Here is a 23,113-nt window from a genome sequence, read left to right on the forward strand (position 1 = left end):
CGCAACGAACCGGATCAGTTGGGAGTCTTCACGAAGAAGCTTTCGAAGGTGTGCACCATGTCCTGGCCGTTGACTGCATCGGAGCCTAGAACGCGGTAAGCCTGCCAGAAGGCTCGGAGCTTGCTGCCTACGCTTCGGTTGTGGTCGTGGGCGATGAAATCGACCGCGACGTTTCTGTTGGTGGTGGCGCCTGCTGACCCTTCATGGGTGGCAGCAAAGGGATACTCGTCGCAATCCTTGTTCTTGGGAGAGGGCTCGCCGAGTTCGGCCAGCATCTGCGCACAATACTTGACCGACTGGGTCCGGTTCTGCGTGTCCCGAGACGAGCTGCTGCTGCGGTGAAGCGGCGCGACACCGCGCGCACCTGGAATCACCTTTGGCTCGTCGGTCTTATGGGGATATGTCTCCTTGGGCTCTTCCAGTGCTCGACGGATCAGATCAGTCGACTCGTTCATGATCGGGTCATTCCCGTTCCAGCCATAGACCAGCGGCGTTTGGAAGGTAGGGGTGAACTCGGAGTAGACGCACCCTCCGTAGTACGTGGCCAGTTCCTCCGACGTATCGCAGCGTACGGGCATGTCGACCATCTTGGTCTTGATAAAGGGTGAGGGAACGGGGGCCTGCCAGCCCAGTGCGAGTATCGGCGTGAACGTGCACACGCTGAGCCGGTGGGGACCCGTGCTCGCGCTCTTGTTGGAGACGAACTCGAAATACTGCTGACGGCTATTCGGGTCTCGCCATTGGGCGATGGTAGACTTGCGAGCTCCGCCCTTCGACAGTGCGCAGTGCTGGCCGCTTGGCGCACCACCCGCGATATTCACGGTCAGGTCCGTGGTCTCGGGGAATGTGGCAGCGCCCAATGGGCCGGTCACATGTATGTCGTCGACTCGGGCCCACATGCTGATCGTGCGACTGTTGATGTTGCCGTTGTTCTGGTCGATCTCGGCGTATGGGAAGCCGCGCATACCTCCAGCGTAGGTGTGGCCCGCCACGCTGAAGAGGAATTCCAGCTTGGCTTTGACCTTCATGGTCGTCTTCCAGCCACCGCTCCCGATGCAGCCGCACCACTCCCTTACCTTCTGGGTGCGCGCCTTTCCGACGGTTCTAACCGAGCACCAGTTGTACGAGTCGCGAACCCAGCCGTGTGGGTACGCGGCCTTGCTGTTCGACTTCTTGTTGGCCCAGCACTTCTGGAAGTCGAGCCGGTTTGTGGGCAGTGTCGGAGTAGGTCCCGAGGGCGCCGCGGTGGTCTCCACCTGATCCGCCCGAGGCTGATCAGCGGTGGCCAGATCCTGCACACTCAACGAGTGCCAGGTGGTCCAGGCGCCGGTGACGCCTGCGGCGATGGCGCGAGCACGCCACCTCACCTTGTCGCCGTCCCGCAACTTACCCTTGGGAACCTGCAGAGCGACCTGGGAATCATCGGGCTTGGCGGTGGCCTGCCCGGACCAGACCAGATGTTCGTCTCTGATCACCTTTCCGGCTTTGAAGGATTTGGTGGGCTTGCCGGCGATCTCCACTTCCACCTTGGCCTCGTCCTTGCGCCCGTTGGACAACCAGGTGGTCAGACGGGGGGTGAGAGTGGAGGCGACGGTGATGCCGTCCACGGTGCGGGTGCCTTCGATCGTCAGTTTGTTGATGGTGGGAGTAGCGTCCGCAGTGGCGTCCATGCGCCGCTGTTGAGCCGCCGCGGCAGCGCCGACGGGGGTGTTCATGTCGGTCTGGATTTCTGTTGCGGTCTGGGCGCGGTTGTAGATGCGTACCTCATCGATCAGGCCGCTGTAGAACTCGTCCTCCCAGACAGAGTTGCCGCCAAGGCGCAGCACACCGCCGTGGTCGACGAGTTCACCGGTGAACGGGTATTGGTCGACTGGGGCCCCGTTGACGTACAGGGTGGCGATGCTGCCGTCGTAGGTCAGCGCCAGGTGACTCCACTGGTTCAGCGGCAGCGGGTCGTCGCCCCGCACGCCGCGGGGCGCGTCGGCAAGTTCCACCGAGCCCATGGGGAGGGAGGCTCCCGAGGAGGAGTACAGGGTGTAGGAGCCGTCGTAGTCGTTCTCCTTCATCAGCACGGTGCGGTAGCCGTCCGCTGCGGTGGGCCGCACCCAGGCCGACAGGGTCAGCGTGTCGGTCATGCGCAGTGACTCGGCGTGGGGCACGGTGACCCAGCTGGTGGTGCCGTTGAAGGACAGGGCCTTGCCGTGCTTGCCGGTCGTCGTCCAGGTGGTGTCGGTGGCGGCTCCGGTGTTGTTCTGCCCGGAGGAGTCGCCCACGGTCGTGCCCGTACCCTCGTTCATGCCGTACGCGGCCACCAGGCCCGGGTTCGTCGGCAAAGCCGTGACGGTGGCCGAGACCTCGTTCGAGAACGGGCTGAGGTTGCCGGCCGCGTCGACGGCGCGGACACGGTAGTAGTACGTCCCCGCGGCGAGGCCCGCGTCGGTGAACGTGGTGGTCGGCGACGAGCCGACCTGGTTCGCGGCCGACGGGGTGAACCCGGGCGTCGTGGAGCGGTGGATCCGGTAGCCGTCCACGCGGACGTTGTCCGTCGAGGCCGTCCAGGTGAGCTGCGCGCTGCCGGGGGCGCCCGTCGCGGCGAGCGAGCCGGGCGCGGTCGGCGCCTGGCTGTCCGGCGGCGCTGCCTGGCCGATCGGGGTGGCCATGTCGGTCTGGATTTCGGCGGTGGTCTGGGCCCGGTTGTAGACGCGCACCTCGTCGATCAGGCCGCTGAAGTACTCGCTCCAGACAGCGTTGCCGCCGATCCGCAGCGGGCTGCCGTCGTCGTAGAGCTCGGCGTTCAGTGGGGTCTGGTCGACCTGTTGGCCGTTGACGAACATCCGCAGGGTGGCGCCGTCGTAGGTGAGCGCCAGATGGCTCCAGCTGTTCACCGGCAACGGTGAGGTTCCCTCGGCCGTTAACGGGGTTACGGGATCGGTTTGCACCCAGCCGGACGGAAGCGCATCGCCGTTGGCGGCGTACAGGGCGTAGGAGGCCCCTTCGCCGTTCAGTTCCTTGGTCACCACGCTTTTCCACGGGGTGCCGGTCACTGTGGCCGGATTGACCCAGGCCGAGAGCGTCATCCCGGTCGTCAAGCGCAACGACGCGGCATGCGCGACCGTGACCATGCTGGAGGAGCCGTTAAACGACAGCGCCTTGCCATACTTGCCGTTGACCCAGGCGGTGCCACTGCCCGTGCCGGTGTTGTTCTGCCCGGAGGAGTCGATCACGCCTGTGCCCGAGCCCTCGTTCATGCCGTAGGCCGCCACCAGCCCCGGGATCGGTTGCTGCGTATTCGCTGCCGTGGTGAATGACCAGTTGTAGGGCGACATGACATTGCCCGCGGCATCCTTGGCGCCGCTGACCTCGACCCGGTACACCTTCTGGGCGGCGAGACGGGACGCCGGAGTGAACGTCCACTCGTCATTGTTCGGGCCGCCGGTCGGGAGGCCTTGGACGACGGCGTCCGACGAGTCCTTGACCGTGATCTGGACGTCGGACACCTGCTCGTTGAAGGTCACCTTGATCGCACCATCGAGAGGGGCGTCGGCCGCATTTGCCGCGGGCGTCGTTCCGGTGACGATCGGCGCGGCACTATCCGACTGCCCGGTGCTGAACGTCCAGGAGTATGGCGGCATGACATTGCCCGCTGCGTCTATGGCGCCGGTCACTTCCGCGGTGAAGGTGTTGTCTCCGGGCAGCGGCTGTTCAGGGGTGAAATCGAGGCTCTCACCGCCAGGGTTCAGGCTGGCGGAACCAGCGATGGCGGCTCCTTCGGCGTCCTTGACGACGATCTGGGCGTCGCTTACGGCTTCGCTGAAGAACGCCAGGATCGGCGTGGCCGGCTTCACGCTCGTGGCATTTTCGAGGGGCGTGGTCGCGATGATCGCGGGGGGAGTCGTGTCCGGCTCCGCCGGTGGATCGGCTGGAGACTCGTCGGGGAGGGTTTCGGGATCGACCTCTTCCGTCTGGTCCGACTCCTGCTGCCGCTGAGCCGCCTCCTCCAGGGTGATCGGCGTCAGCTCAGGAGCCGTCGACGAGAGCGGGACCTGATTGGCGAGCAGTTCCTCGTAAGTGGGCAGGCTGTCATCGGGCAGCCCGTCGCGCTCGTAGGCAATGCCGATCTCTTCGACGGTCGCCGGCTCGTAGAGGACGAAGAGAACCGGGGCGTGGTCGGGCTGATTCCGATCCCACGGACCGCCTTCCTCCGAGTAATACTGGCGCCAGTTAATGGCGGTCGTCTCAAGGGCGCTCATGAGAACCAGACCATGGTCGGGTTCGCCGCTGGCCCAGCCTTGAACGATCGGCTCGATCGAGTACCAGAGCTCGCCGCCGCCCGAGCAACCTTCGGTGTCGCTGTAGGCGCCCTTGATCGGGGCCTGGCCGGAGGACGTCCACGACGGCTGATTGTTCCACGACAAAGTCGCAGGATCCCATGCCGTAGTCAGCTTGCGCATCACCGTGCCATAGCTGAGTTCCGTGCCACAGAACTTCGGGTACACCTCCGGGTCGGCACCGGAACGATAATTCCACATGATGACGTCGGCGTTCTCGATCCGGGCGCCGTCCAAGTCGGTGCCGTTGACGACATAGCGGAGGTAGACGCGAGCGACGTCGGCGCTGGTTTTGGTGGTCCCCGCCCGCAACCAGCCATCTGTCAGATGGTTGAGCGTGGGGTTGTTCTTGTTCACCCAGGCGTCCTCCGGCATGCCGGCGCCCACCCACTCACCGGGTGCGTCGAGTGTGACCGGATAGGTCACTGCCGGGTCGGTGAGAAACTTCAGGTCCGGTTTGAGCACCAGCACATTGTCATCGCCGGCGGTTTCCACCGAGGTGGCGACCTCGGTGATGTGGCCTTCCTCAGGGGAGCGTTCGGCGGCGGCGTCCACTGCTCTGGCCACAATATCCGCACTGGCAGGCTTGCCGTCGGCAGACAGGAGACGCGTGGCACCGCTCTTGCTCTTGCCATAGGACATGCCCTGGGGCAGAGTCAGGGGCATCTTGATGGTGATCGGGCTCGTCGGCCGCTGACGGATCACGACGCTTTGAAGGAAGCCATTGGCCAGTGCGGTGGTAACCAGGTCCACGCCTGGAGAAACCGTGTCAGGATAGACAACCTTATTGCCCTGAATGCGGGGTTGCGGAAGGCCTTTGTGCCAGCCGAAGGTGCCGTTTCCATGGGGCACCTTGGCCGACACAACTGTCGTGTCGCCGTTCTTACCGAAGGTGAGCGGGGTCTTGGTGCGGACAGTACGTAACGTGCCACCCTGATCGACCACCGAGGTGTCGATAGGCCGCCATGTGTTACCTTCCCGCATCTGAATAGGACCAGTGTGCACCTCGGCGGATAGGGTCTTGCCGTCCGGGTTGGCCCATACTTTTATGTTCTCGCTGAATCGGTCCGGGGCTTCAACCCGGCGGCCGGTTTTGGCGGCTTGTTCCCATGCCGCTTTAACGGTTCGAGCAGTGGTCGATGGTGTCGTCGAAGGGGGTGGCGAAGTCTGGGGGGGTGGGCTCGGCGATCGCTGGTGCTGCCATTAGTGAAACAGGCAGTGCCAGAGCGGCGAACAAGGCGAGGCTGCGGTGCGCCCGACTGAATAAGCCGGACGTCGACGGACGTGTTATCACTCACGACCTCTCAACAACAAATGCGACAAGGCGGAGTGATCATCACATAAGGAGTGTGCCATAGTAAAGACCCTTTGCGTAGCGAAATGGGCTCAGTAAGTGATAAACCTGACAGTCCTGGTGCGAACCGGGGTCCCCGATCGACGTGTCGGGGACCCCGCCGCGATGATGGGGACGAGGCAGGAAGGTCGCAGAACCGTAACGGCCCGGCGGCATGGAAGAAGTGCAAGGTGGAAACCGAGGGGACGGTTTGATCCGCAGAAAATATGCGATGCTCCTTGCCGCGGCGTTGCTCGTCTTCGTCGTGGCAGCCCTGTTCGACTACGCCAGGTACGGCGGTCACAGGGGAGGAATGGAGCTTGCGTGGTCCTTCCTGGCGAGCTTCCCCTTGAGTCTCGCGGTGGAGTGGGCCCGGTCAGCGGGTCTGGATTCGCTGGTTCCAGACGGGTTGTTCGGAGGGGACAGGGTCGACGCGCACGCCGGATTGCTGACCGTCGCGGGGCTCGTTCAAGCCCTGCTGATCTGGCGGATCGTTCGCGGCAAGGCGTCACAACCGTTGTCGGCAGGAGGCGGGCCGGCCTACGACTGGCCAAGCAGAGCTCTGACGAGAGTGACCGTGTCATATCTGGCCATCGTTGGGGTGCTTGCCCTGCTCAGCCTGCTCACCATGCCCGACAGACCCACTGAACCATGGGTCGGCGGCGATCACCCCGATTTCTGGCCCCTGAGCTTCTATGCCGCATTTCCCACGTCCATGCTGCTGACGTCGTTCACCGGTCTGTTCACCGCCGCCGTGGATCACAGGCTCCTGGTCGCGGAGTCTTTCTGCGCGGGCTTGATCCAAGCCGCCGTCTTCTGGATGGCCCTCCGCCGCGGCCACCCAAACGGAGGAAGTCGCCGCCTGGGTGATCGTCCGGCCCGCTGATGACCCCTGCGGCGCGCCGCCTCCACAAACGGGACCAGTTTGCGGTCGGCCTCACGTTCGTCCCGTACTACGCCTGGGCGGCATCGGTCCAATGACCGTCTGGACCCCCATGCACAGGTTCTGACCTCCGGCTCCGGGCGCGTCCGCCCGATCGGGCTCAGTCGCTGGGGGTGTTGGGTTCGGTGCGTTGGCCGACGAAGCTGCCCAGGTTGGGGATGGTGTAGATGAGCTTTTCTTCGCGCAGCCTCTGCATGGACTTGCGGCAAGTGCCGCGGGCTACGCCGAACAGCAGGTGCTTCGGCTGGTTGTCCTGCCGGTCGAAGCAGTTCTCCATATCGTTTTTCGATGCTATCGTTCTTCGATAGCATCGGAAAACGATATGGATCGGAGTGGGCTGATGGTTTCGCAGCACAGCACTATTGGACGAGTGGCGCGCCGGCCTGTGGTCTTCGCGGTTCTCGTCCTGGTGACCGGGGTGATCATCGGCATGGTGCTCTACTCAAGGGCCGGATTCTTCGGCCTGACCGTCCCGCACGTGGCGGCTCAGTCACCCAGCATTTACGGCATCGGTATCGATGAGCCGGCGTTCACGGAAGGGGCCCGACCAGGCGTCGTGGCCCTGGCAAGCGATCTTCGATTCATCGACAGTTCGCCTGACACCGGCCAGTACATCCTGCAAGCCCTGACCACCTTCCCGAGCTTCGCCGTGACAGTTGGCGTGTTCTTCCTGCTGTGGCGGCTGCTTTGGCGGGCTCGCGCCGGTGTCTACCTGCCGCAGGTCGCGGGCCAGGTGCGCGTCGTGGGCTGGTGGCTGCTCGCCGGTGGCCTGCTGGCCCCCCAGATCGAGTACTTCGCGATGATGGCGCTGCTGGACACGATGACCGTGAACGAGTCCTACTACGGGGTCAAGGAGATTCCGTTGATCGTGCCGCTCGTCGGGCTCGGGCTGCTGGCGCTGGCGAACGTCCTGCGCACTGGGGTGCGGATGCGCGACGACCTGGAAGGCACCGTCTGATGTCGCCGGCCGAGATGGACACCCACGCCATCACCGTCCACCTCGACCAACTCCTGACCGAACGTGGCATGACACTCACCGAACTGGCAGATCGGGTCGGGGTGACCGTGGTCAACCTGTCCATTCTGAAGAACGGCCGGGCCAAGGCCATCCGGTTCACCACCCTGACCAAGATCTGTGACGTCCTCGACTGCCAGCCAGGCGACCTGCTCAGCCATCACCCTGGAAAGGAACGGTGAGCGGACATCCGCTGGTGACGGTCATGCCTCGCCGAGGTCGGTGCAGTGGGTGATCGTCGCATCGTCCGCCGCCACCGCATGGCGCGCTTCCGCCTGCCGGACACGACGGATGATTTCGGCAGGTCCGCTCGATGCCAGGATGGCCATGACCTCTGGCCAGTCGGCGAGCTGGAACCGGTCCACGATGCGGCTGGCTCCATTGCTGAGCAGGACGGCGCCATTTAGTTCGGAGATCGGACAGCTTCCGGTGATCGCCTCGTCTGCCGCTCGCGGGTCGTCCTTGGCCAGCCAGAAGCCGCCTGGTTGGTTGCGGTTGGCGCGCAAGTCTCGCAGGAGCCGGTGGTACTCGTCGCTACCCGCGGTGACGGCCTCAAGCGCGGGCTGGTACGACCGGCTGATGATCACCTCCCGGGGATCGGAGACGACGAGCGGCGCATCATCCGCTCTGTCGAGCACGAGGACCGAGTCACCGAGCACCAGATACTCAAGGAGGCCGCCGGACAGGCGCACGATGGCTACGGTGGCCGACGGGCTGATGGGGTTGGCGACGTCGCAGGTGTCACGATGATCGTTGCTCACCTGCTCGATGGCCTCGGCGAGCAGTGCCGAAAGGCTGCGGTCCTGCACGAGTGACAAGAGGCTGAGGAGGCTGCCTCCCAGGCGATTGGCATACCAGGCCACGCCGTGCCGGCAGATCGATTCGGCACCGGGGATGCCGGCACCGTCAATCAGCACGGCTGTCGTCGGTCCGGCGCAGGTGAAGTCCTCGTTCGCGCGGTCAGTCCGTTTCGCCGCACTCGTCATCGTCACCCGCATGTCCTGCCGCCGCCTTCCCTCGATCAAGTCGTCGACCATACAACCGTGGGGTGCCGTTAACGTGACACCAGCCGACAAATAGGCCCTGAACTGGGAAATCGCCTTCCCGATCGGCTCGCTCCGTCGGCTGCTCGACCGCAAGGCGGCCTGAAGCGAGTTCGGGAACGTACTCGTGGACGGCTGATCGGCTGACGCCGAGCAGGCGGACAATCTGGCTTTCGGCGGTTTCGACGCGGGATCGCGCGATTGACTGAGCTTGCGATGGCAGAATGTGATCGTGCGACCACCCCGAGCGAAGTCCTTCAACACCACCGGCCCCTGCGACCCGCAGCGCCACTACATGCTGCCCCCCACACCGCGGATCCCGCAGGCCAGGGCGCTCATCGACATGGATCGCTACTTCGTGCTGCACGCGCCCCGGCAGACCGGGAAGACGACCGCGCTGCGCACCCTGGCGTCCGAGCTCACCGCCGAGGGCGACATCGCCGCTCTGATGTTCTCCTGCGAGCGCGCCAAGGCAGCCGGCGATGACGTCGGCTGGGCGGAGTCACTTCTGCTGGATTCCATCCGCGCAGCCGCCGCGCGGTCGGGATGGCCGGACGAGCTGCTGCCACCGGATCCCTGGCCGCAGGTCACACCGGGCAGCCGGTTCAATGAGGCGCTGAGCGAGTGGTCCCGCCGATGCCCACGCCGGTTGGTGCTCTTCTTCGACGAGATCGACGCCCTCCAAGGCACCAGCATGGTCAGCATCCTCAGCCAACTCCGCGACGGCCACAACGCGCGGCCAGAAGGCCATCCGTTCCCCACCTCCATTGTGCTGTGCGGGTTGCGCGACGTGCGCGACTACAAGGTCACCTCGGGCGGCGCCCCCGACGGGTCGAACCCGGCCAGCCCGTTCAACATCATCACCAAGTCGCTGCGCCTGGGCGACTTCACCGCCGACCAGATCGCCGAACTGTACGACCAGCACACGGAGGCGACCGGCCAGGAGTTCACCAAGGACGCGGTGGACCGGGTCTTCGAGCTGACGCAGGGACAACCATGGCTGGTCAACGCCCTCGCGCACGAGATCACCTTTGAGATGGCGGTGACCGGCGCCATCACCACCGGACAGGTGGAGCAGGCCAAGGAGCGGCTGATCCGGGCACGCGCCACCCATCTGGACGCGCTGGTGGCCCGGCTGCACGAGCCCCGGGTCAAGCGGGTGCTCGAACCGATCGTGGCCGGCACGGTGCCGAGTATGGACGACAGCATTGACGACGATGTCTCCTACGTCCACGATCTGGGCCTCATTCGCGGGCCCATGGATCTGGAGATCGCCAACCCCATCTATCGCGAAGTCCTGCTCCGGGTACTGGGCGATCGCACGGCGCGGTTGGTCAAAGCCGACCCGCGCAGCTTCGTGCTCCCGGACGGCCGTTTCGACCTGGCGCGGCTCCTGAAGGAGTTCGTCGTGTTCTGGCGCGAGCACGGCGAGGTACTCATCCAGCAGGAGGGCTACCACGAGGCCGCCTGCCAGATCATCCTCATGGCCTTCCTGCACCGCCTGGTCAACGGCGGCGGCTACCTCGACCGGGAGTACGCCGCAGGCACCAAACGCCTGGACGTACTGGTCCGCTGGCCCTACACCGGCCCCGAAGACGAACGACTGATGCAGCGAGAAGCGATGGAACTGAAGGTCTGGCGAACCAACAGAAACGACCCCCTGCCCGACGGCCTCGTGCAACTCGACCGCTATCTGGACCGGCTCACCCTCCCCACCGGCGTACTGGTGATCTTCGATCGCCGCCCAGAAGCCCCACCGTGGAAGGAACGAGGCGGCTTCGAACAGGCGACCACGCCATCCGGCCGCCCAGTCACCGTTCTACGCGTGTGACGAGTGACCATGGAGAGAATGAGACACACCGCCGCCCCCAGAACCTGACGGGCCGCCAGGCGGGCGCTCTCTTCATTTTCCGATCGTGACATCCGTGACAGAGAGCCTTTCGACGTCGCTTACGATGTCCGCCCGCTGCACCCGCGCGAACGAGCTGCCCTTGATCGTGATCTCCCGCAGGGGCTGCTCGGGATAGCCTCGCAGTAGGTACGCGCTGCGCGTTCGGTCGCTGCGGACGCTCGCCACGTGGATGTTGCGTATCGGTGGCGGGTCGTCGCCGTTGTGGCCGTCGCCGTGGTAGAGGTCGATCGAGACCGCCTCCTTGGTCAGTTCGCTGATCTCGATGTCCTTGACGAAGACGTTCTCCACGAAGCCGCCGCGTACCGAGTTCGTCTTGATGTAGAGCCCGAAGTACAGCCCGGGGCCGCCCCAACGGCAGCGGCGGACGAAGACGTTGCGGATGCCGCCGGTCGTGTCGGTGCCGATCGCGACCGAGCCGTACCGGTAGCGCATGTCGCAGTCCTCGATCAGCACGTCCTCGCACGGCACCCCGACCCGCCGCCCGTCGGGGCCGCGTCCGGCCTTGATGGCGATGCAGTCGTCGCCGACGTCGAACACGCAGCCCGAGATCACCACCGACCGGCACGATTCGGGGTCGCAGCCGTCGTTGTTGGGGCCGCGTGAATAGATCGACACGTTCCTGACCAGGACGTTCTCGCACCGCACCGGGTGGATCTCCCACATGGGGGAGCGCACGATCCGCACACCCTCCACCAGGACGTTGCGGCACAGGTACGGCTGGATCAGGTTCGGCCGCAGGTAGTGGCCCGTGCCGAAGACGCGTTCTTCGACGGGGACGCCGTCAGCCGCCATGCGTTGCAGTTCGGCCCAGTCGTCGGCCTCGTGCGGCGTGCCGGGCCGCCAGCCGAACTCCGGGGTGCCCACCCACGGCCACCAGTGCTCCGGGCCCGCGCCGCCGTCCAGCACCCCCTGGCCGGTGATCGCGATGTTCTCCTGGTCGTAGGCGTAGATGAAGGGGGAGTAGTTGTAGCACTCGATGGCCGAGAACCGGGTGTAGACGGCGGGGAGGTAGTCGGCGGGGTCGGTGCTGAACAGGATCGTCGCGTCCGCCTCGATGTGCAGATCCACGTTGCTGCGCAGGTGGATGGCGCCCGTGAGGTACGTGCCCGGCGGTACTCGTACGTGGCCGCCGCCCGCCTCGTGGCACGCCTCGATCGCGGCGCGGAACGCCTCCGTCCACGTGTCACCGGTGCCGAAGGCGGTCAGGTCGAACCAGCGGTCGGGGAACTGCGGTGGGCGTACCCGGTCCCGCAGCTCGTCCGCGTACCGCCAGGCCTCTTCCTCGTTCATGACACCTTCCTCATGCGCAGCGCGTGGTAGAGCGGCAGCGCGATCACCCAGGACGGGTTCCACGTGTTCGCCTCGCCCTTGCGCTGCCAGTTGGTCTGGAAGAAGCCCTCGCCCTGCTCCCCGGGCACCTCGAAGCCCCAGTCGCCGGGCTCCTGGCAGATGCCCTGGCCCATGGCGCCCAGGATGGTCCGCGCCTCCTCGGCGTAGCGTGTAAGGCCGGTCGCCAGGCCGAACTCCATGAGCTCCGACGTCGGGAAGAACACGTCGAGGTGGTGGTTCTGCACGCTCACGGCGGGCCAGCCGCGGGCGGCGAAAGCGCGCCGCTCGAACGTGCTGCCCGTGTCGAACTCGGGCGACCAGGCGTAGACGAACGTCAGCAGCCAGTCGGCCGCCGCCTCCGCCCACCGGGCGTACCGCTCCAACCCGGTGAGCTGGTACAGCTCCCAAGCCGCCAGGAAGTAGTACATCCCCGCCTCTTTGTCCTCGCCGGAGGCGTCGAGGGTGGCGTGGGCGAAGGGCCGTTCGAACGTGGCCGCGTGCAGCCGGTGGTAGCGGCCCAGCACTTCTTCGGCGCGGCGCAGCCACACCCGTTCGCCGCCCAGCCGATACGCGCCCAGCATGGCCTGCACGCACGCGATCCCCGCAGCGGTCACCATCGGGGAGAACGGGTTTCCGTCCGGCCGCCAGCCGAGTGGGATCACGCCCTCGGGCAGCCTGGTCCGCCAGAACAGCGCGGCGGCGTCCTCCACCGCCTTCGCCCACGCCCCGGGCACCGGGAGGCCCGCGTCTCTGAATTGGAGTGCGAGCGCGGCCAGGTCGGCGATCGTCTCGCCGTGGGCGCGGCTGGAGACGAAGTCGGCGCCGTCCCTGCGGAACATCTCCCACGTGCCGTCGTCCAGCAGGTAACGGGCGTGCCGCAGGCCCTTGACCGGGCTCGCGCTGCCCTCGACGTAGAAGCCGGCCGCTCGGCGGGCGCGCTCGACCCGCTCGGGCTCGTCGCGGTCGAGGCCGAGCAGGGCGTCGCAGCGGGCCAGCTTGAGGCACTGGCCGGTCCAGCCGTACAGGTACGACCTGGGCCTGCCGGGACGGTCACCCACGTAGGCGAGGTAGCCGTCGCCCGCCCAGCGCGCGTCCATGGCGGTTGTCTTCAGGCGGACGATGTCGTCGGGGGACAGGGGAGCGGCGCCGCGGTCGTGGTAGAGCCTCGGCGCGGTGTGGACGAGTGTTCTGAAGCCGAACCCCCGAGGGCGGACCGGGCCCCAGTCGAGGGTGTGGCGGGTGGTGAGCGTCTCGCCGGGGTCCAGGGTGCGGTAGCCGATCGGCTGGTCGGCCACCTCCGCCTTGCTGACGTAGCAGACGTCCGGCCGCCCGTCGAACATGATCACCCCGGTCATGGCCGCCACCGTGAGCCCCGGGTTCCTGATGACGCCGAGCGAGCCGTAGACGACCGTCCCGTCCTGGGCTCGGGCGGGCTCGGGGTGGGCGAAGAGGCTGACGTAGCGGTCGTCCCAGGCGGCGTTGACGGCGGGGATGGGCAGGCGGTGCTCCTCGCACACGTACCCGACGTGCGGGACCTGGCGGGCCGGGTCGGAGGAGGGGTTGTCGTTGTAGAGCACGCCCGGCATCGTCACGTGGGCGTCCTGGGTCGGCAGGGGCAGCAGGAGCCCGGCCGCCACGTCGGTCACCTGGGCGCCGGAGTCGTTACGCCAGGTGGTGATGACGGTGAGTAGGCCGTCGGAGGTGAAGGCCAGCTCAAGGCGGGCGCCCAGCGGCCCGCACCGCGCCGTCACCACCACCGCCCCCTCGGCTGGGGCGTCGGGGTGCAGGTGGATGGTGTCGGGGGCGGCGGGGGCGATGCGCCAGGGGCGGCCCGTGGCGGCGGTGAGCATGCGGTGCAGCGGGGCCCGCAGGTGCGGGCCGTCCGCGTCGCGGAGCCGCAGCCGCACCTCGGGCCCGTCCGTGCCCGCCACCACCTCGACGACCTTCCCGCCCGGCTCGGCGATGGCGGCGAGCACGCCCCCCGCCGCCCTCTCGGACGGCAGGCCCCCGGGACGCCGAGCTGGGGCCGTCATGGGCGCCGCCGTACGCGGATCGCCTGGCCGCAGGTGCCCGGCAGCGGGACCGTGACCGTCTCGCCCTCCTGGAACCCGAGCGAGCTGACCGTCATCTCCCATGTGTCGATCACCTCGATCTCGTACGTCCCGGCCGGCACCTCGTACGACCGCTGCGGAAACCGATGCACCCCGCAGAACTCCAGGTAGAACTCGCCAGGCACCTCCAGCCCCGGCGCGTCCTCGTCGCGGTAGCGGGCCTCGTCAGGCGTCTCGGCGAGGACCTGACGCAGCAGCGCGAGCCGGGGCACGGCCGCCCCCACCAGCGTGCCGCCGGCCTCCGACCACGTCAGCCCGTCCTCGTCCAGGTACGCCTCCCCATGCGTCACATGCCGCCGCCGCATCGCCCCGTCCCAGGCGTGGGTGACGACCTCTTCGGCCGTCAGGCTCCGCCAGGGATCGTCCAGGTCGCCTTCGTAGCCGCACATGTCCATGGACACCGGTTTGTGGTGGTCCCTGGTCTGGACCCAGGCGTCGCGCGGGCTGGGAGCGACGACGCTGCCGTGCGTGAAGGCCCGCCGCCACAACAGCGGCGACTCCGGGCCCACGGTGATCGACAGCGGATGGTGGCCTGGGTCCTCCTCGGTCACCAGCTCGGCCAGGCGCACCCAGTCGTGTTCGGTCAGGAACGGGAAGGTCCCGGGGTCGGAGCTCAGCGACCACCACACGTTCTCGTGCGGTGCCAGCCGCGGGACCACCTCCTCCAGGTAGCGCACCGCCGCGCCCAGGTCGGTGATGCCGTCGCCGGGATGCAGCAGCACCAGCTCGGCGGTGACGCCGATCCCGGCCAGCTCCGTCACTCGCTCTTCCAGTTCGTCGAGCGTGCACCGCGTCGCGGAGGCCGCCATCCGCACCCGGTCGAAGGGCGAGGACTCCAGAGTCGCGAGCGTTCGCGCGCGCCGCTTCTCGCCGTGCAGGTGCCACCCGAACGCGGTGGTGCCCATGATGTTCATCGATTTCACGCTCTCGTCAGTCGCAGCGCCAGGTACGGTCGGCGCGGCAGCCCGACCCGCACCCGTTCCCGGTGCACCCCCTCGACGGGGGTGACGGTCATGTTCCAGACGTCGATCAGCTCGGCCGCGTACCCGTCGCCCGGCGGCAGGTCCACCGTGACCTGGGCCGGTTGCCGCCGCCCGAGGTAACGCAGGAGGGTGCCGTCGCGGCGCTCCTCCATGATCTTCCGTAGGAACGCGATCCTGGCCGGGCTCTCGCCGAACAGCGCGCCGCCGTTGCCGATCCACGCCCGTTCCTGGAACCCGGCCAGGCTCTCGCCGTGCCCCACGAAGCCGCCGCGTGTCATGCCCTCCCAGAACCGGTCCACCAGCTCGGCCCCGGTGACGTTGCCCCAGCGCTTGCCGATGTTCCCCTCATAGGAGATCTCGTCGATCACGACCGGCTTGGGGCACACCCGCAGCCACTCGTCGGTCAGCGTGGCGTCCCAGTGCTGGATGCTCTGGTGGGTGATCCACGGCTTGTTGTTGTCGTACAGGGACGCCACCTCGTACATCCGGGTCCCGTTGTGGATGGACCGCAGGTGCTCGTACGGGTCCAGCCGCTGGATCGTGCGCAGGATGTCGTCCCAGTCGGGCACGGTCTTGGCCCGGTTGAAGTCGTACTCGTTGGCGGCCGACCACCACACGTTGCGGTAGGCGGCCAGGCGGGCGATGACGTGGCGCAGGTAGGCGTGGTCGGTCTCCCGTCCCATGTCCTGGATGCCGCGCAGGCCGCCGTCGTATGGATGGAACAGGATCACGTCGGCCTCGACCCCGAGGTCGCGCAGGTCGCGGATCCTGGCCTCCAGGTGGCGGAAGAAGGCCGGGTTGAACCGGGTTTTGTCCAGCCCGTCGGGGTCCCGTCCGGCGAACGGCACCTGCGGGGGCGCCATCTGACCTGTCGGCAGCACGCACATGCGCAGTTTGTTGAACGGCGAGGCCGCCAGCGTGCGCAGGGTGCGGCGCTCGCGGTCCTCGTCCATGTCGTGCGTCCAGTGGTAGCAGGTCGTCCCGAACGGCAGGTACGGCGTTCCGTCCGCGTACGCGAAGCCGGTCCCCACGGCTCGCACGGGGCCGTGGTTGCCGTCAGAGGCGGGCGTCACCTCGAACCCGCCCGTGTGCCCGTCCAGTTCGGTCACATTGCTGACCGTGGTGAAGCGCCACGGGCCTGCCGCGTCCGGCATGAACCGGACGCGGTAGACGCCGTCCCCGTCGTAGAAGCCCTCGGCTTCGACGAGGCGGTTGCGGTACTGGTACCGGGCCGACAGGCGCACGTCCGCGAAGGGGTTGCCGTCGGCCGGCCCGGCCAGCGTGATCTCGTGGACGTCCCAGCGTTCCACGACCGTCGGAAAGGTCACCAGTTCTTCCCGGCCGCTGCCTGCGCCTTGATGTAGGCGGGGATGTCCTGCTGCTCGGTGGCGGTCAGCGACTGCTCGGGCGTCATGCCGTCGCGCAGCACGTGCTGGCGGTAGACCGAGTACAGCGGCAGGTCCCAGAACTCGGTGTTCTGGTAGTTCGACACCGCCGCGTTCTCACCCCAGTACACGGCCGAGGTGTCGATGCCGGCCAGTTCAGGGATGCTCTTGCCGAAGTTCGACACGACGCCCTCGGTCTGCAGGACGGCCTTGATGCCCTTCTTGGAGAACTCGGTCTGGGCCTCCTCCGAGACCAGCCACTTGACGATCTGCAGCGCCTGGTCCTTCTTGGGCGAGGACGGCGGGATGAACGCGGCCCGCGTGTTCGGCTGGTAGATCGCCTTGGAGCCCCGCTTGAGCACCGGAATCGAGGTGACCCCGATGTCGACGTTCTTGGCCTGCTCCTTGAACGCCGCCTCATCCCCGTCCTTGATGTACAGCTCGCTGCCGGCGTACATGTTCAGCCGCGACAGCGTCTCGACCGCCATGGCCAGGTGGCCCGGGCGGCTCATGTCGCCCTTGAAGAAGTCGGTGACGGTGGTGAACTCGTTGCGCGGGATCTCCAGGAAGCGGTACAGGTTCTCCACGTACTGCTTCCAGCCGTTGCCGGTGATGTTGACCTTGATCTCTTCTGGCTTCGGCTCCTCGCTCGTGGTGGGCAAGAAGGGGTAGAGGCCGAGCTGGTTGAACTCCAGGTACTGGTCGGGGTGCTGCATGTAGCCCTTGTAGTGGTCGAGGCCGTCGTCCCTGGTCAGTTTCTTGGCCAGCGTGTACGCCTCGTCGTACGTCATGCCGGGCTTGGGGTACTTCACCCCGAACTTGTTGAAGATCTTCTTGTTGTAGAGCAGCACGTGCTCGTCGATGAACAGCGGCACGCCGTAGACCCCGCCGTCGGAGCGCGACTTGACCAGCTCCACGCTGGCCTTGTTGAGCTTGCCCAGGTCGATGCCGGTCTTCTGGAGGTCGGCGGTCAAGTCGCCGACCCAGCCCAGCGGCTCCAGGTCGCGGTCGATGCGGGACCTCGGGTCCTCGATGATGATGTCGGGGGTGACTCCGACCTTCTTGAGGTCCTCGTAACGCACGGGGAGGTCCCACGTCGTGTACTTGATCTTGACGTCGGGGAACGCCGCCCGCAGCTTGTTCCCGATGATCTCGTGGAAGACCCTGGTCCCCTGCCTGGTCCCGTCGATGGTCGACTCGAACGGCTTGTAGCTGGTGGCGAAGATGAACAGCTCGTCGTCGCAGACGCTGAACGGCTGGTTGTACTTGTTCGGCACGTCTGTGCACGCCGCGGCCGAGGCGTTGGCGGGGACGGTGACGACGGTCAGAGCGAGCGCGAGCAGCGCGAGCCCGCGGGCCTTGTTCTTCATTCGGTCTCCCCCTTGGTAGGCGAATAGCTGCACTGGCGTACGACGTTGCGGCGCACGCCGTTCCTGAACTCGGTGATGGTGTGCTCGGGCCAGTTCGACAGCAGGCCCACGGAGTCGCGAAGGTAGGCCTCGTTGAAGACCACGTGACGGATGTTGTTGCGGTTGTAGGAATAGACCATGTGGATGAAGCCGTCGCCGCTCTGGGTCAGCACCGGGTAGGTGAACTGCGGGCCCGACTGCGCCTCGACGTCCACCGAGTTCTCCCAGGTGCGGCCCTTGTCGGGCGACAGCGACAGACGCATGGGGGAGCGGTGCTCCACCCAGGGGTTGTAGGCCAGCACCAGCTTGTCGTCGGCGAGCTTGAGCGCGGCGATGCGCGAGTTCGGGTTGCCGATGGGCTCGGCCACGGGGGCGCTCCACGTGCGGGCGAAGTCCTTGGACTCGCTCTTGTAGATCGCGCCGTCACCGGTGCGCATGTAGGCGAGCAGGCGACCCGGCTCGACCTCGACGACCGTCGGCTGGATCGAGCTCTTCGCCGTCTTGATCCAGCTCGTGTGCTCTTCCGGATACGCCTTCCACGAGCTCATGTCCTGGCTGAAGACGTAGAAGCCCGAGCTGGACTCCGCCTCGTCGTAGATCGGCAGCAGCACCTCGCCGTTGGACATGCGGATCGGGTTGGTGCCGACCATCCACCCCCATTCCTTGCGGATGTAGGCCGGATCGCTCCAGGTGTGGCCGCCGTCGTCGGAGGTGATCAACCGGATCGGGGCCTGTTCCCAGCCGTGGCCCTCGATCGTCACGAAGAACAGGTAGAGGCGCTTGCCGTCCGACCACAACACCGGGTTGCCGTCGGCCTTGCCCGGCTCGTCGAACACCACCTCGGGCTTGGACCAGGTGCGCTTGCCCACCGCCAGCCGCGACAGGTAGAGCGCCTGGTTCGCCGAGCCCTCCGAGGTGCCGCCGTAGTAGACGGTCAGCATGTCGCCCTGCGGCGCCTGCGCCAGCGCGGCCGCGTGCACCTTGGGCACGTTCGGGTCGGGGGCGGCGACGTCCTGGCGGCAGGCGTACGAGCCCGTCGGCTCCACCCGCACCTCGCCGCCGCCGATGGAGCTGCCGGTGACGTACGAAGGCACGCCCACGGCCACCGCCAGAGCCCCGTATAACATGCTCTGCCGAAATTTCATGACTGGCCAATCTCCAGGTATTTGATGGTTTTCCGCAGGTAGGAGAAGGCGACGGCCAACCGCCCGTCGCCGCCGTCAATGACGCTCGGGTAGGAGTAGCCGAGCTCGGACTGCCAGTACTCGGTGTCGGAGTCCTGCAGGACCCGCCGGTACGGCCAGCTCTCCCCGCCGTCCTCCGACACGGCCACCACGAGCGGGGTGCGCAGCGCCTTTTTGCGCCGCTGCCCGTTCTTGGTCACCCATCTGAACTGGTCGCGCTCCAGGCTCGCGTCGTTGTAGACGAGCGCGAGCCGTCCGTCGCCGAGCCTCGTGAGCTGGACGGAGGAGTCGTTGTTCGGCAGGTCGGTCCGCTCAGGAGTGCTCCAGGCGCGGCCGTCCGCCGAGGTGGATGCGTACACGCGGCGGGCCCGCCGGTCGCGGAACAGCGCCAGCAGCCGCCCGTCGGGGCGCCGGGCGATCGTCATCTGCACCAGCGCGTCGCTGCCGGGCACCAAGTGCTCGTGCCAGGTGCGCCCGCCGTCCGCGCTTGCCTTGACCGCCGAACGGTCGCCGGAGGCCCCGCAGTGGTACACGGGCAGCAGCCAGGTCCCGTCGTCCAGGATCAGCGGCGGGTGCCGGACGAAGACGCCCGGCTCGGTGAACAGCACGCGCGGCGCGCTCCAGATGCGTCCCGCGTCCGCCGACGTCCTGGCCACGACGTGGGCGCTGGTCTGGTCGTGCGGCTCGCTGGAGGTGTGCAGCAGCCAGACCAGCCCGTCGCCGTCCTCGAACAGCACCGGGTTCTGCTCGCTGCGCTCCGGGTCGGCGGCGACGAGCCCCGGCCGCTCCCAGCGGTCGCCGGACAGCCGCGCCACCACCACGTTCGTGCCGGGATCGCCCTCGTTCGGGCCGCTGAACCAGGCGCACAGCACCTCGCCGTCGCGTGTGCGCAGCAGGTTGGCGGCGTGGTTGTCCGGGCCGTGTGGTACGGGCAGCAGCGCCTCCCGCGCGCCCGGCAACACCGAGGACGGGCGGACGACTCCATCGAAACGCGGATCATTCATGCGCTCACCTCCCGTACATCCGGGTCGGGCACGCCGCGTAGCTCAAGCTCCTCGGCGAAGTGGCAGGCCACCCGCCGCCCCTGGACCTCGCGCAGCGGCGGCGGCTCTGTGCGGCAGACGTCCTTGGCGTACACGCAGCGCGGATGGAACGGGCAGCCGGGCGGCACGTGCGCCGGGTCGGCGATGTCGCCGAGCAGCTTGATCCGCTCCCGCTGCTTCTTGGCCGCCGGGTCGGGGTCGGGCACCGCGGACAGCAGCGCCTCGGTGTAGGGGTGCAGCGGCCGGCCGTAGAGCTCCTCGGTGGGGCCCTGCTCGACGACCTTGCCCAGGTACATGACCGCGACGACGTCGGCGACGTGCTCGATGATGCCCAGGTCGTGGCTGACGAACAGGTAGGCCAGGCCCGACTCCTCGCGCAGGTCCATCAGCAGGTTCAGGATCTGCGCGCGCACCGACACATCCAGCGCGCTGACGGCCTCGTCGGCGACCACCAGCCGGGGCGACAGGGCCAGCGCCCGCGCGATCCCGACCCGCTGCCGCTCGCCGCCGCTGAAGGCGTGGGGGTAGCGGCCGGCGTACTCGGGGCGCAGGCCCACCCGTTCCAGCAGCTCGCCGACCCGATCGGCGATCTCCTCCTTGGTCCCGTATCCGTGCGCCCGCATCGGCTCGCCGATGATCTCGCGCAGCGTCTTGCGCGGGTTGAGCGACGAGTGCGGGTCCTGGAAGATCATCCGCACCTCGCCCCGGTACGGCTTGAGCTCCTTCTCCTTCAGCGCCGCCACGTCGATGACCGACTCGTCCCGCCGCCGGTAGAGCATGCGCCCGCCGGTCGGGTCGTGCGCCCGCACGATGCAGCGGCCCAGCGTCGTCTTGCCGCAGCCGGACTCGCCGACCAGGCCGAGCGTGGTGCCCGCCTCGATGGTCAGATCGACCTCGTCCACGGCCTTGACCGCGCCCACCTGCCGGCCGAGCAGGCCGCTGCGGATCGGGAAGTGCTTGGTCAGCCCTTCGATCCGCAGCAGGGGTTCCGTGCTCACGATTCCTCCTCGTACAGCAGGCAAGAGACCTCGCGGTCGTCCACCGGGATCCGGCGCGGCGTCACCGTGTCGCACCGCCCTTCCATGACGCGCTCGCAGCGCGGGTGGAAGGTGCACCCGTCCGGCCGCGCGTACGGCGGCGGCACCATGCCCTTGATCGCCGTCAGCCGCGTCCGCGAGGCGCGCCCGAGCCTCGGCATCGAGCGCAGCAGCGCCTGCGCGTACGGGTGCCGGGGCGCGGCCAGCACCTGTTCGGCCGTGCCGTACTCGACGACCCGGCCCAGGTACATGACCGCCATGGAGTCGGCCACCTGCGCGGCCACGCCGAGGTCGTGCGTGATCAGCATGATCGCCATGCCGAACTCGGCCTGCAGGTCCCGCAGCAGTTCCAGGATCTGCGCCTGCGTGGTCACGTCCAGCGCGGTCGTCGGCTCGTCGGCGATGAGCAGGCTCGGCCGGCACGACAGCGCCATCGCGATCATCGCCCGCTGCCGCATCCCGCCGCTCAGCTCGAACGGGTAGGCGTCGACGCGGCGCTGCGGCATGGGGATGCCGACCCGGTCGAGCATGTCGATCGCGCGTTTGCGGGCGGTGGCCTTGCCGACGTTCTCGTGCAGCCGGACCGCCTCGACGATCTGGCTGCCGATCGTGTGCACCAGGCTCAGCGAGGCCATCGGCTCCTGGAAGACCATCGCGATGTCGCGCCACCTGACCTGCCGCAGCAGCTTGCGGTCCGCGCCGACCAGCTCGACCGGGCCGTCCTCGCGGCGCAGCGTGATCCGCCCGCCCTCGATCCGGCCCGGCGGGTCCACCAGGCGCAGGACCGAGCGGGCCATGACGCTCTTGCCGCAGCCGGACTCGCCGACGATGGCCAGCGTCTCGCCCCTGCGCACCCGCAGGTCCACACCGTCCACCGCCTGGACGACGCCGTCGTCCAGCAGGAAGTGGGTACGCAGGTCCTCGATCTCAAGCAGCACGTCGTCTGCGGACACGCCGGATCCTCCTGTTCCCGTAAGGATCGGCGGCGTCGCGCAGGCCGTCACCGAAGAAGTTCATGGCGACCACGACGATCACCACCGCGACGCCGGGCGCCAGCAGCCAGGGGGCGTTGGCGACCACGCGGACGTTCTGCGCGCCCTCCAGCAGCACACCCCAGCTCACCGCGGGCGCCTGCAGCCCCAGGCCGAGGAAGCTCAGGCTGGTCTCGCCGAGGATCATGCTCGGGATGGCCAGCGACAGCGAGGCGATGATGTGGCTGGCGAACGACGGGATCATGTGCCGGAAGATGATGGGCAGGCGGCCCACGCCGTCCAGCCGGGCGGCCATGACGAAGTCCTCCTCGCGCAGCGACAGGAAACGCCCGCGGACGTCTCTCGCCAGCCCGGTCCACCCGATCAGCGACAGGATCACGGTGATGGCGAAATATCGGGTCAGCGGCCCCCAGTCGTTCGGCAGCGCCGCCGACAGCGCCATCCACAGCGGCAGCGTCGGGATCGCGATGATGAACTCGATGATCCGCTGCACGACGTTGTCCACGCCGCCACCCAGATATCCGGATATGCCGCCTATGAGCATGCCGAGTAAGAAGCTGGCCGCGACCCCGACCAGCCCGATCGACAACGACACCCGCGCCCCGTGGATCAGCCTGGACAGCAGGTCCCGCCCGTTCTGGTCAGAGCCCAGCAGGAAGACCGGCTCGCCCTTGGTCACCGGGCCGATCAGGTGGACGTCGGACGGGATCAGGCCCAGCAGCTTGTACTCGTCGCCGTGCGTGAACAGGCCCACGTCGATCCGTTTGCCCGGGTCCTCGGTGTAGCGCTGCTCGTAGGTCACGGGATCGCGCTCGGAGGTGTAGCCGTTGACGTACAGGCCGAGGTCGCCCGAGAAACGCAGCACCTGCGGCGGCGCGTACGTCATGGACGTGTCGGCCGTCGAGGCGGACATCGGCGCGAAGAACTCGGCGAAGATCGCCACGAAATACACCGGCACCAGGATCGCCCCGCCCACCAGAGCCAGCCGGTGCCGGCGGAACTGCCGCCACATCAGCCGCCACTGCGGCAGCGTCCCTACTTCCTTGGTCGGTCGCCTGAGGAACAT

Annotated in this window: 17 protein-coding genes; 4 read left to right on the forward strand and 13 right to left on the reverse strand. The window is 67.5% G+C overall.

Translation table 11 applies throughout. From position 1 onward, the window contains the following. Positions 1–14: 14 nt before the first annotated feature. The gene (locus ACFOY2_RS02815) at positions 15–5,273 is read right to left on the reverse strand and encodes a LamG-like jellyroll fold domain-containing protein (RefSeq protein WP_379526293.1); all 5,259 of its coding nucleotides are present in this window, start codon (positions 5,271–5,273) and stop codon (positions 15–17) included. Positions 5,274–5,872: 599 nt separating this feature from the next. Here ACFOY2_RS02815 and ACFOY2_RS02820 point away from each other — a divergent pair. Further along, complete coding sequence (locus ACFOY2_RS02820) at positions 5,873–6,547, forward strand: SCO4225 family membrane protein (protein ID WP_379526294.1); 675 nt, start codon at positions 5,873–5,875, stop codon at positions 6,545–6,547. Between the two features lie 157 nt (positions 6,548–6,704). Here the strand turns inward: ACFOY2_RS02820 and ACFOY2_RS02825 are convergent, their stop codons facing one another. After that, the gene (locus ACFOY2_RS02825) at positions 6,705–6,881 is read right to left on the reverse strand and encodes a hypothetical protein (protein ID WP_379526295.1); all 177 of its coding nucleotides are present in this window, start codon (positions 6,879–6,881) and stop codon (positions 6,705–6,707) included. A 93-nt stretch (positions 6,882–6,974) separates the two neighbouring features. Between ACFOY2_RS02825 and ACFOY2_RS02830 the strand changes: the two genes are divergently transcribed. Both ACFOY2_RS02830 and ACFOY2_RS02835 read left to right on the forward strand, forming a co-directional pair. Beyond that, the gene (locus ACFOY2_RS02830) at positions 6,975–7,562 is read left to right on the forward strand and encodes a hypothetical protein (protein WP_379526296.1); all 588 of its coding nucleotides are present in this window, start codon (positions 6,975–6,977) and stop codon (positions 7,560–7,562) included. Beyond that, positions 7,562–7,801 (forward strand): helix-turn-helix domain-containing protein, encoded by a 240-nt coding sequence (locus ACFOY2_RS02835; RefSeq protein WP_379526297.1) that lies wholly within the window; start codon positions 7,562–7,564, stop codon positions 7,799–7,801. The genes ACFOY2_RS02830 and ACFOY2_RS02835 overlap by 1 nt, the downstream gene beginning before the upstream one ends. Positions 7,802–7,822: 21 nt before the next feature. Here the strand turns inward: ACFOY2_RS02835 and ACFOY2_RS02840 are convergent, their stop codons facing one another. Next, positions 7,823–8,656 carry an integrase gene (locus tag ACFOY2_RS02840; protein ID WP_379526298.1) on the reverse strand — a complete coding sequence of 278 codons (834 nt, stop codon included), beginning with the start codon at positions 8,654–8,656 and terminating at the stop codon, positions 7,823–7,825. Positions 8,657–8,894: 238 nt separating this feature from the next. On the opposite strand from ACFOY2_RS02840, the gene ACFOY2_RS02845 reads away from it, so the two are divergent. Continuing rightward, complete coding sequence (locus ACFOY2_RS02845; RefSeq protein WP_379526299.1) at positions 8,895–10,493, forward strand: ATP-binding protein; 1,599 nt, start codon at positions 8,895–8,897, stop codon at positions 10,491–10,493. A 72-nt stretch (positions 10,494–10,565) separates the two neighbouring features. Here the strand turns inward: ACFOY2_RS02845 and ACFOY2_RS02850 are convergent, their stop codons facing one another. The 10 genes from ACFOY2_RS02850 to ACFOY2_RS02895 are packed head-to-tail and all read right to left on the reverse strand — an operon-like array spanning position 10,566 to position 23,113. After that, positions 10,566–11,864 carry a glycoside hydrolase family 28 protein gene (locus ACFOY2_RS02850; RefSeq protein ID WP_379526300.1) on the reverse strand — a complete coding sequence of 433 codons (1,299 nt, stop codon included), beginning with the start codon at positions 11,862–11,864 and terminating at the stop codon, positions 10,566–10,568. Then, positions 11,861–13,936 (reverse strand): hypothetical protein, encoded by a 2,076-nt coding sequence (locus ACFOY2_RS02855; RefSeq protein WP_379526301.1) that lies wholly within the window; start codon positions 13,934–13,936, stop codon positions 11,861–11,863. Before ACFOY2_RS02855 ends, ACFOY2_RS02850 begins: the two co-directional genes overlap by 4 nt. Then, positions 13,933–14,928 carry a DUF5605 domain-containing protein gene (locus tag ACFOY2_RS02860; RefSeq protein ID WP_379526302.1) on the reverse strand — a complete coding sequence of 332 codons (996 nt, stop codon included), beginning with the start codon at positions 14,926–14,928 and terminating at the stop codon, positions 13,933–13,935. The genes ACFOY2_RS02855 and ACFOY2_RS02860 overlap by 4 nt, the downstream gene beginning before the upstream one ends. A 5-nt stretch (positions 14,929–14,933) precedes the next feature. Beyond that, on the reverse strand, positions 14,934–16,325 hold the full coding sequence (locus ACFOY2_RS02865) for a DUF5060 domain-containing protein (RefSeq protein WP_379526303.1): 1,392 nt from the start codon (positions 16,323–16,325) through the stop codon (positions 14,934–14,936). Beyond that, positions 16,322–17,752 carry an ABC transporter substrate-binding protein gene (locus ACFOY2_RS02870; RefSeq protein ID WP_379526304.1) on the reverse strand — a complete coding sequence of 477 codons (1,431 nt, stop codon included), beginning with the start codon at positions 17,750–17,752 and terminating at the stop codon, positions 16,322–16,324. Before ACFOY2_RS02870 ends, ACFOY2_RS02865 begins: the two co-directional genes overlap by 4 nt. Beyond that, positions 17,749–18,936 carry a sialidase family protein gene (locus ACFOY2_RS02875; RefSeq protein ID WP_379526305.1) on the reverse strand — a complete coding sequence of 396 codons (1,188 nt, stop codon included), beginning with the start codon at positions 18,934–18,936 and terminating at the stop codon, positions 17,749–17,751. The genes ACFOY2_RS02870 and ACFOY2_RS02875 overlap by 4 nt, the downstream gene beginning before the upstream one ends. Next, a complete protein-coding gene (locus ACFOY2_RS02880) occupies positions 18,933–19,979 on the reverse strand; it encodes a sialidase family protein (RefSeq protein WP_379526306.1) in 1,047 nt (348 codons plus the stop codon). The genes ACFOY2_RS02875 and ACFOY2_RS02880 overlap by 4 nt, the downstream gene beginning before the upstream one ends. Next, positions 19,976–21,016 carry an ABC transporter ATP-binding protein gene (locus ACFOY2_RS02885; RefSeq protein ID WP_379526307.1) on the reverse strand — a complete coding sequence of 347 codons (1,041 nt, stop codon included), beginning with the start codon at positions 21,014–21,016 and terminating at the stop codon, positions 19,976–19,978. The genes ACFOY2_RS02880 and ACFOY2_RS02885 overlap by 4 nt, the downstream gene beginning before the upstream one ends. Beyond that, complete coding sequence (locus ACFOY2_RS02890; RefSeq protein WP_379526308.1) at positions 21,013–22,008, reverse strand: ABC transporter ATP-binding protein; 996 nt, start codon at positions 22,006–22,008, stop codon at positions 21,013–21,015. Before ACFOY2_RS02890 ends, ACFOY2_RS02885 begins: the two co-directional genes overlap by 4 nt. Further along, on the reverse strand, positions 21,983–23,113 hold the full coding sequence (locus tag ACFOY2_RS02895; protein WP_379526309.1) for an ABC transporter permease: 1,131 nt from the start codon (positions 23,111–23,113) through the stop codon (positions 21,983–21,985). The genes ACFOY2_RS02890 and ACFOY2_RS02895 overlap by 26 nt, the downstream gene beginning before the upstream one ends.

Origin of the sequence: Nonomuraea purpurea, assembly GCF_042650645.1 — a bacterium.
Taxonomy (GTDB): domain Bacteria; phylum Actinomycetota; class Actinomycetes; order Streptosporangiales; family Streptosporangiaceae; genus Nonomuraea; species Nonomuraea purpurea.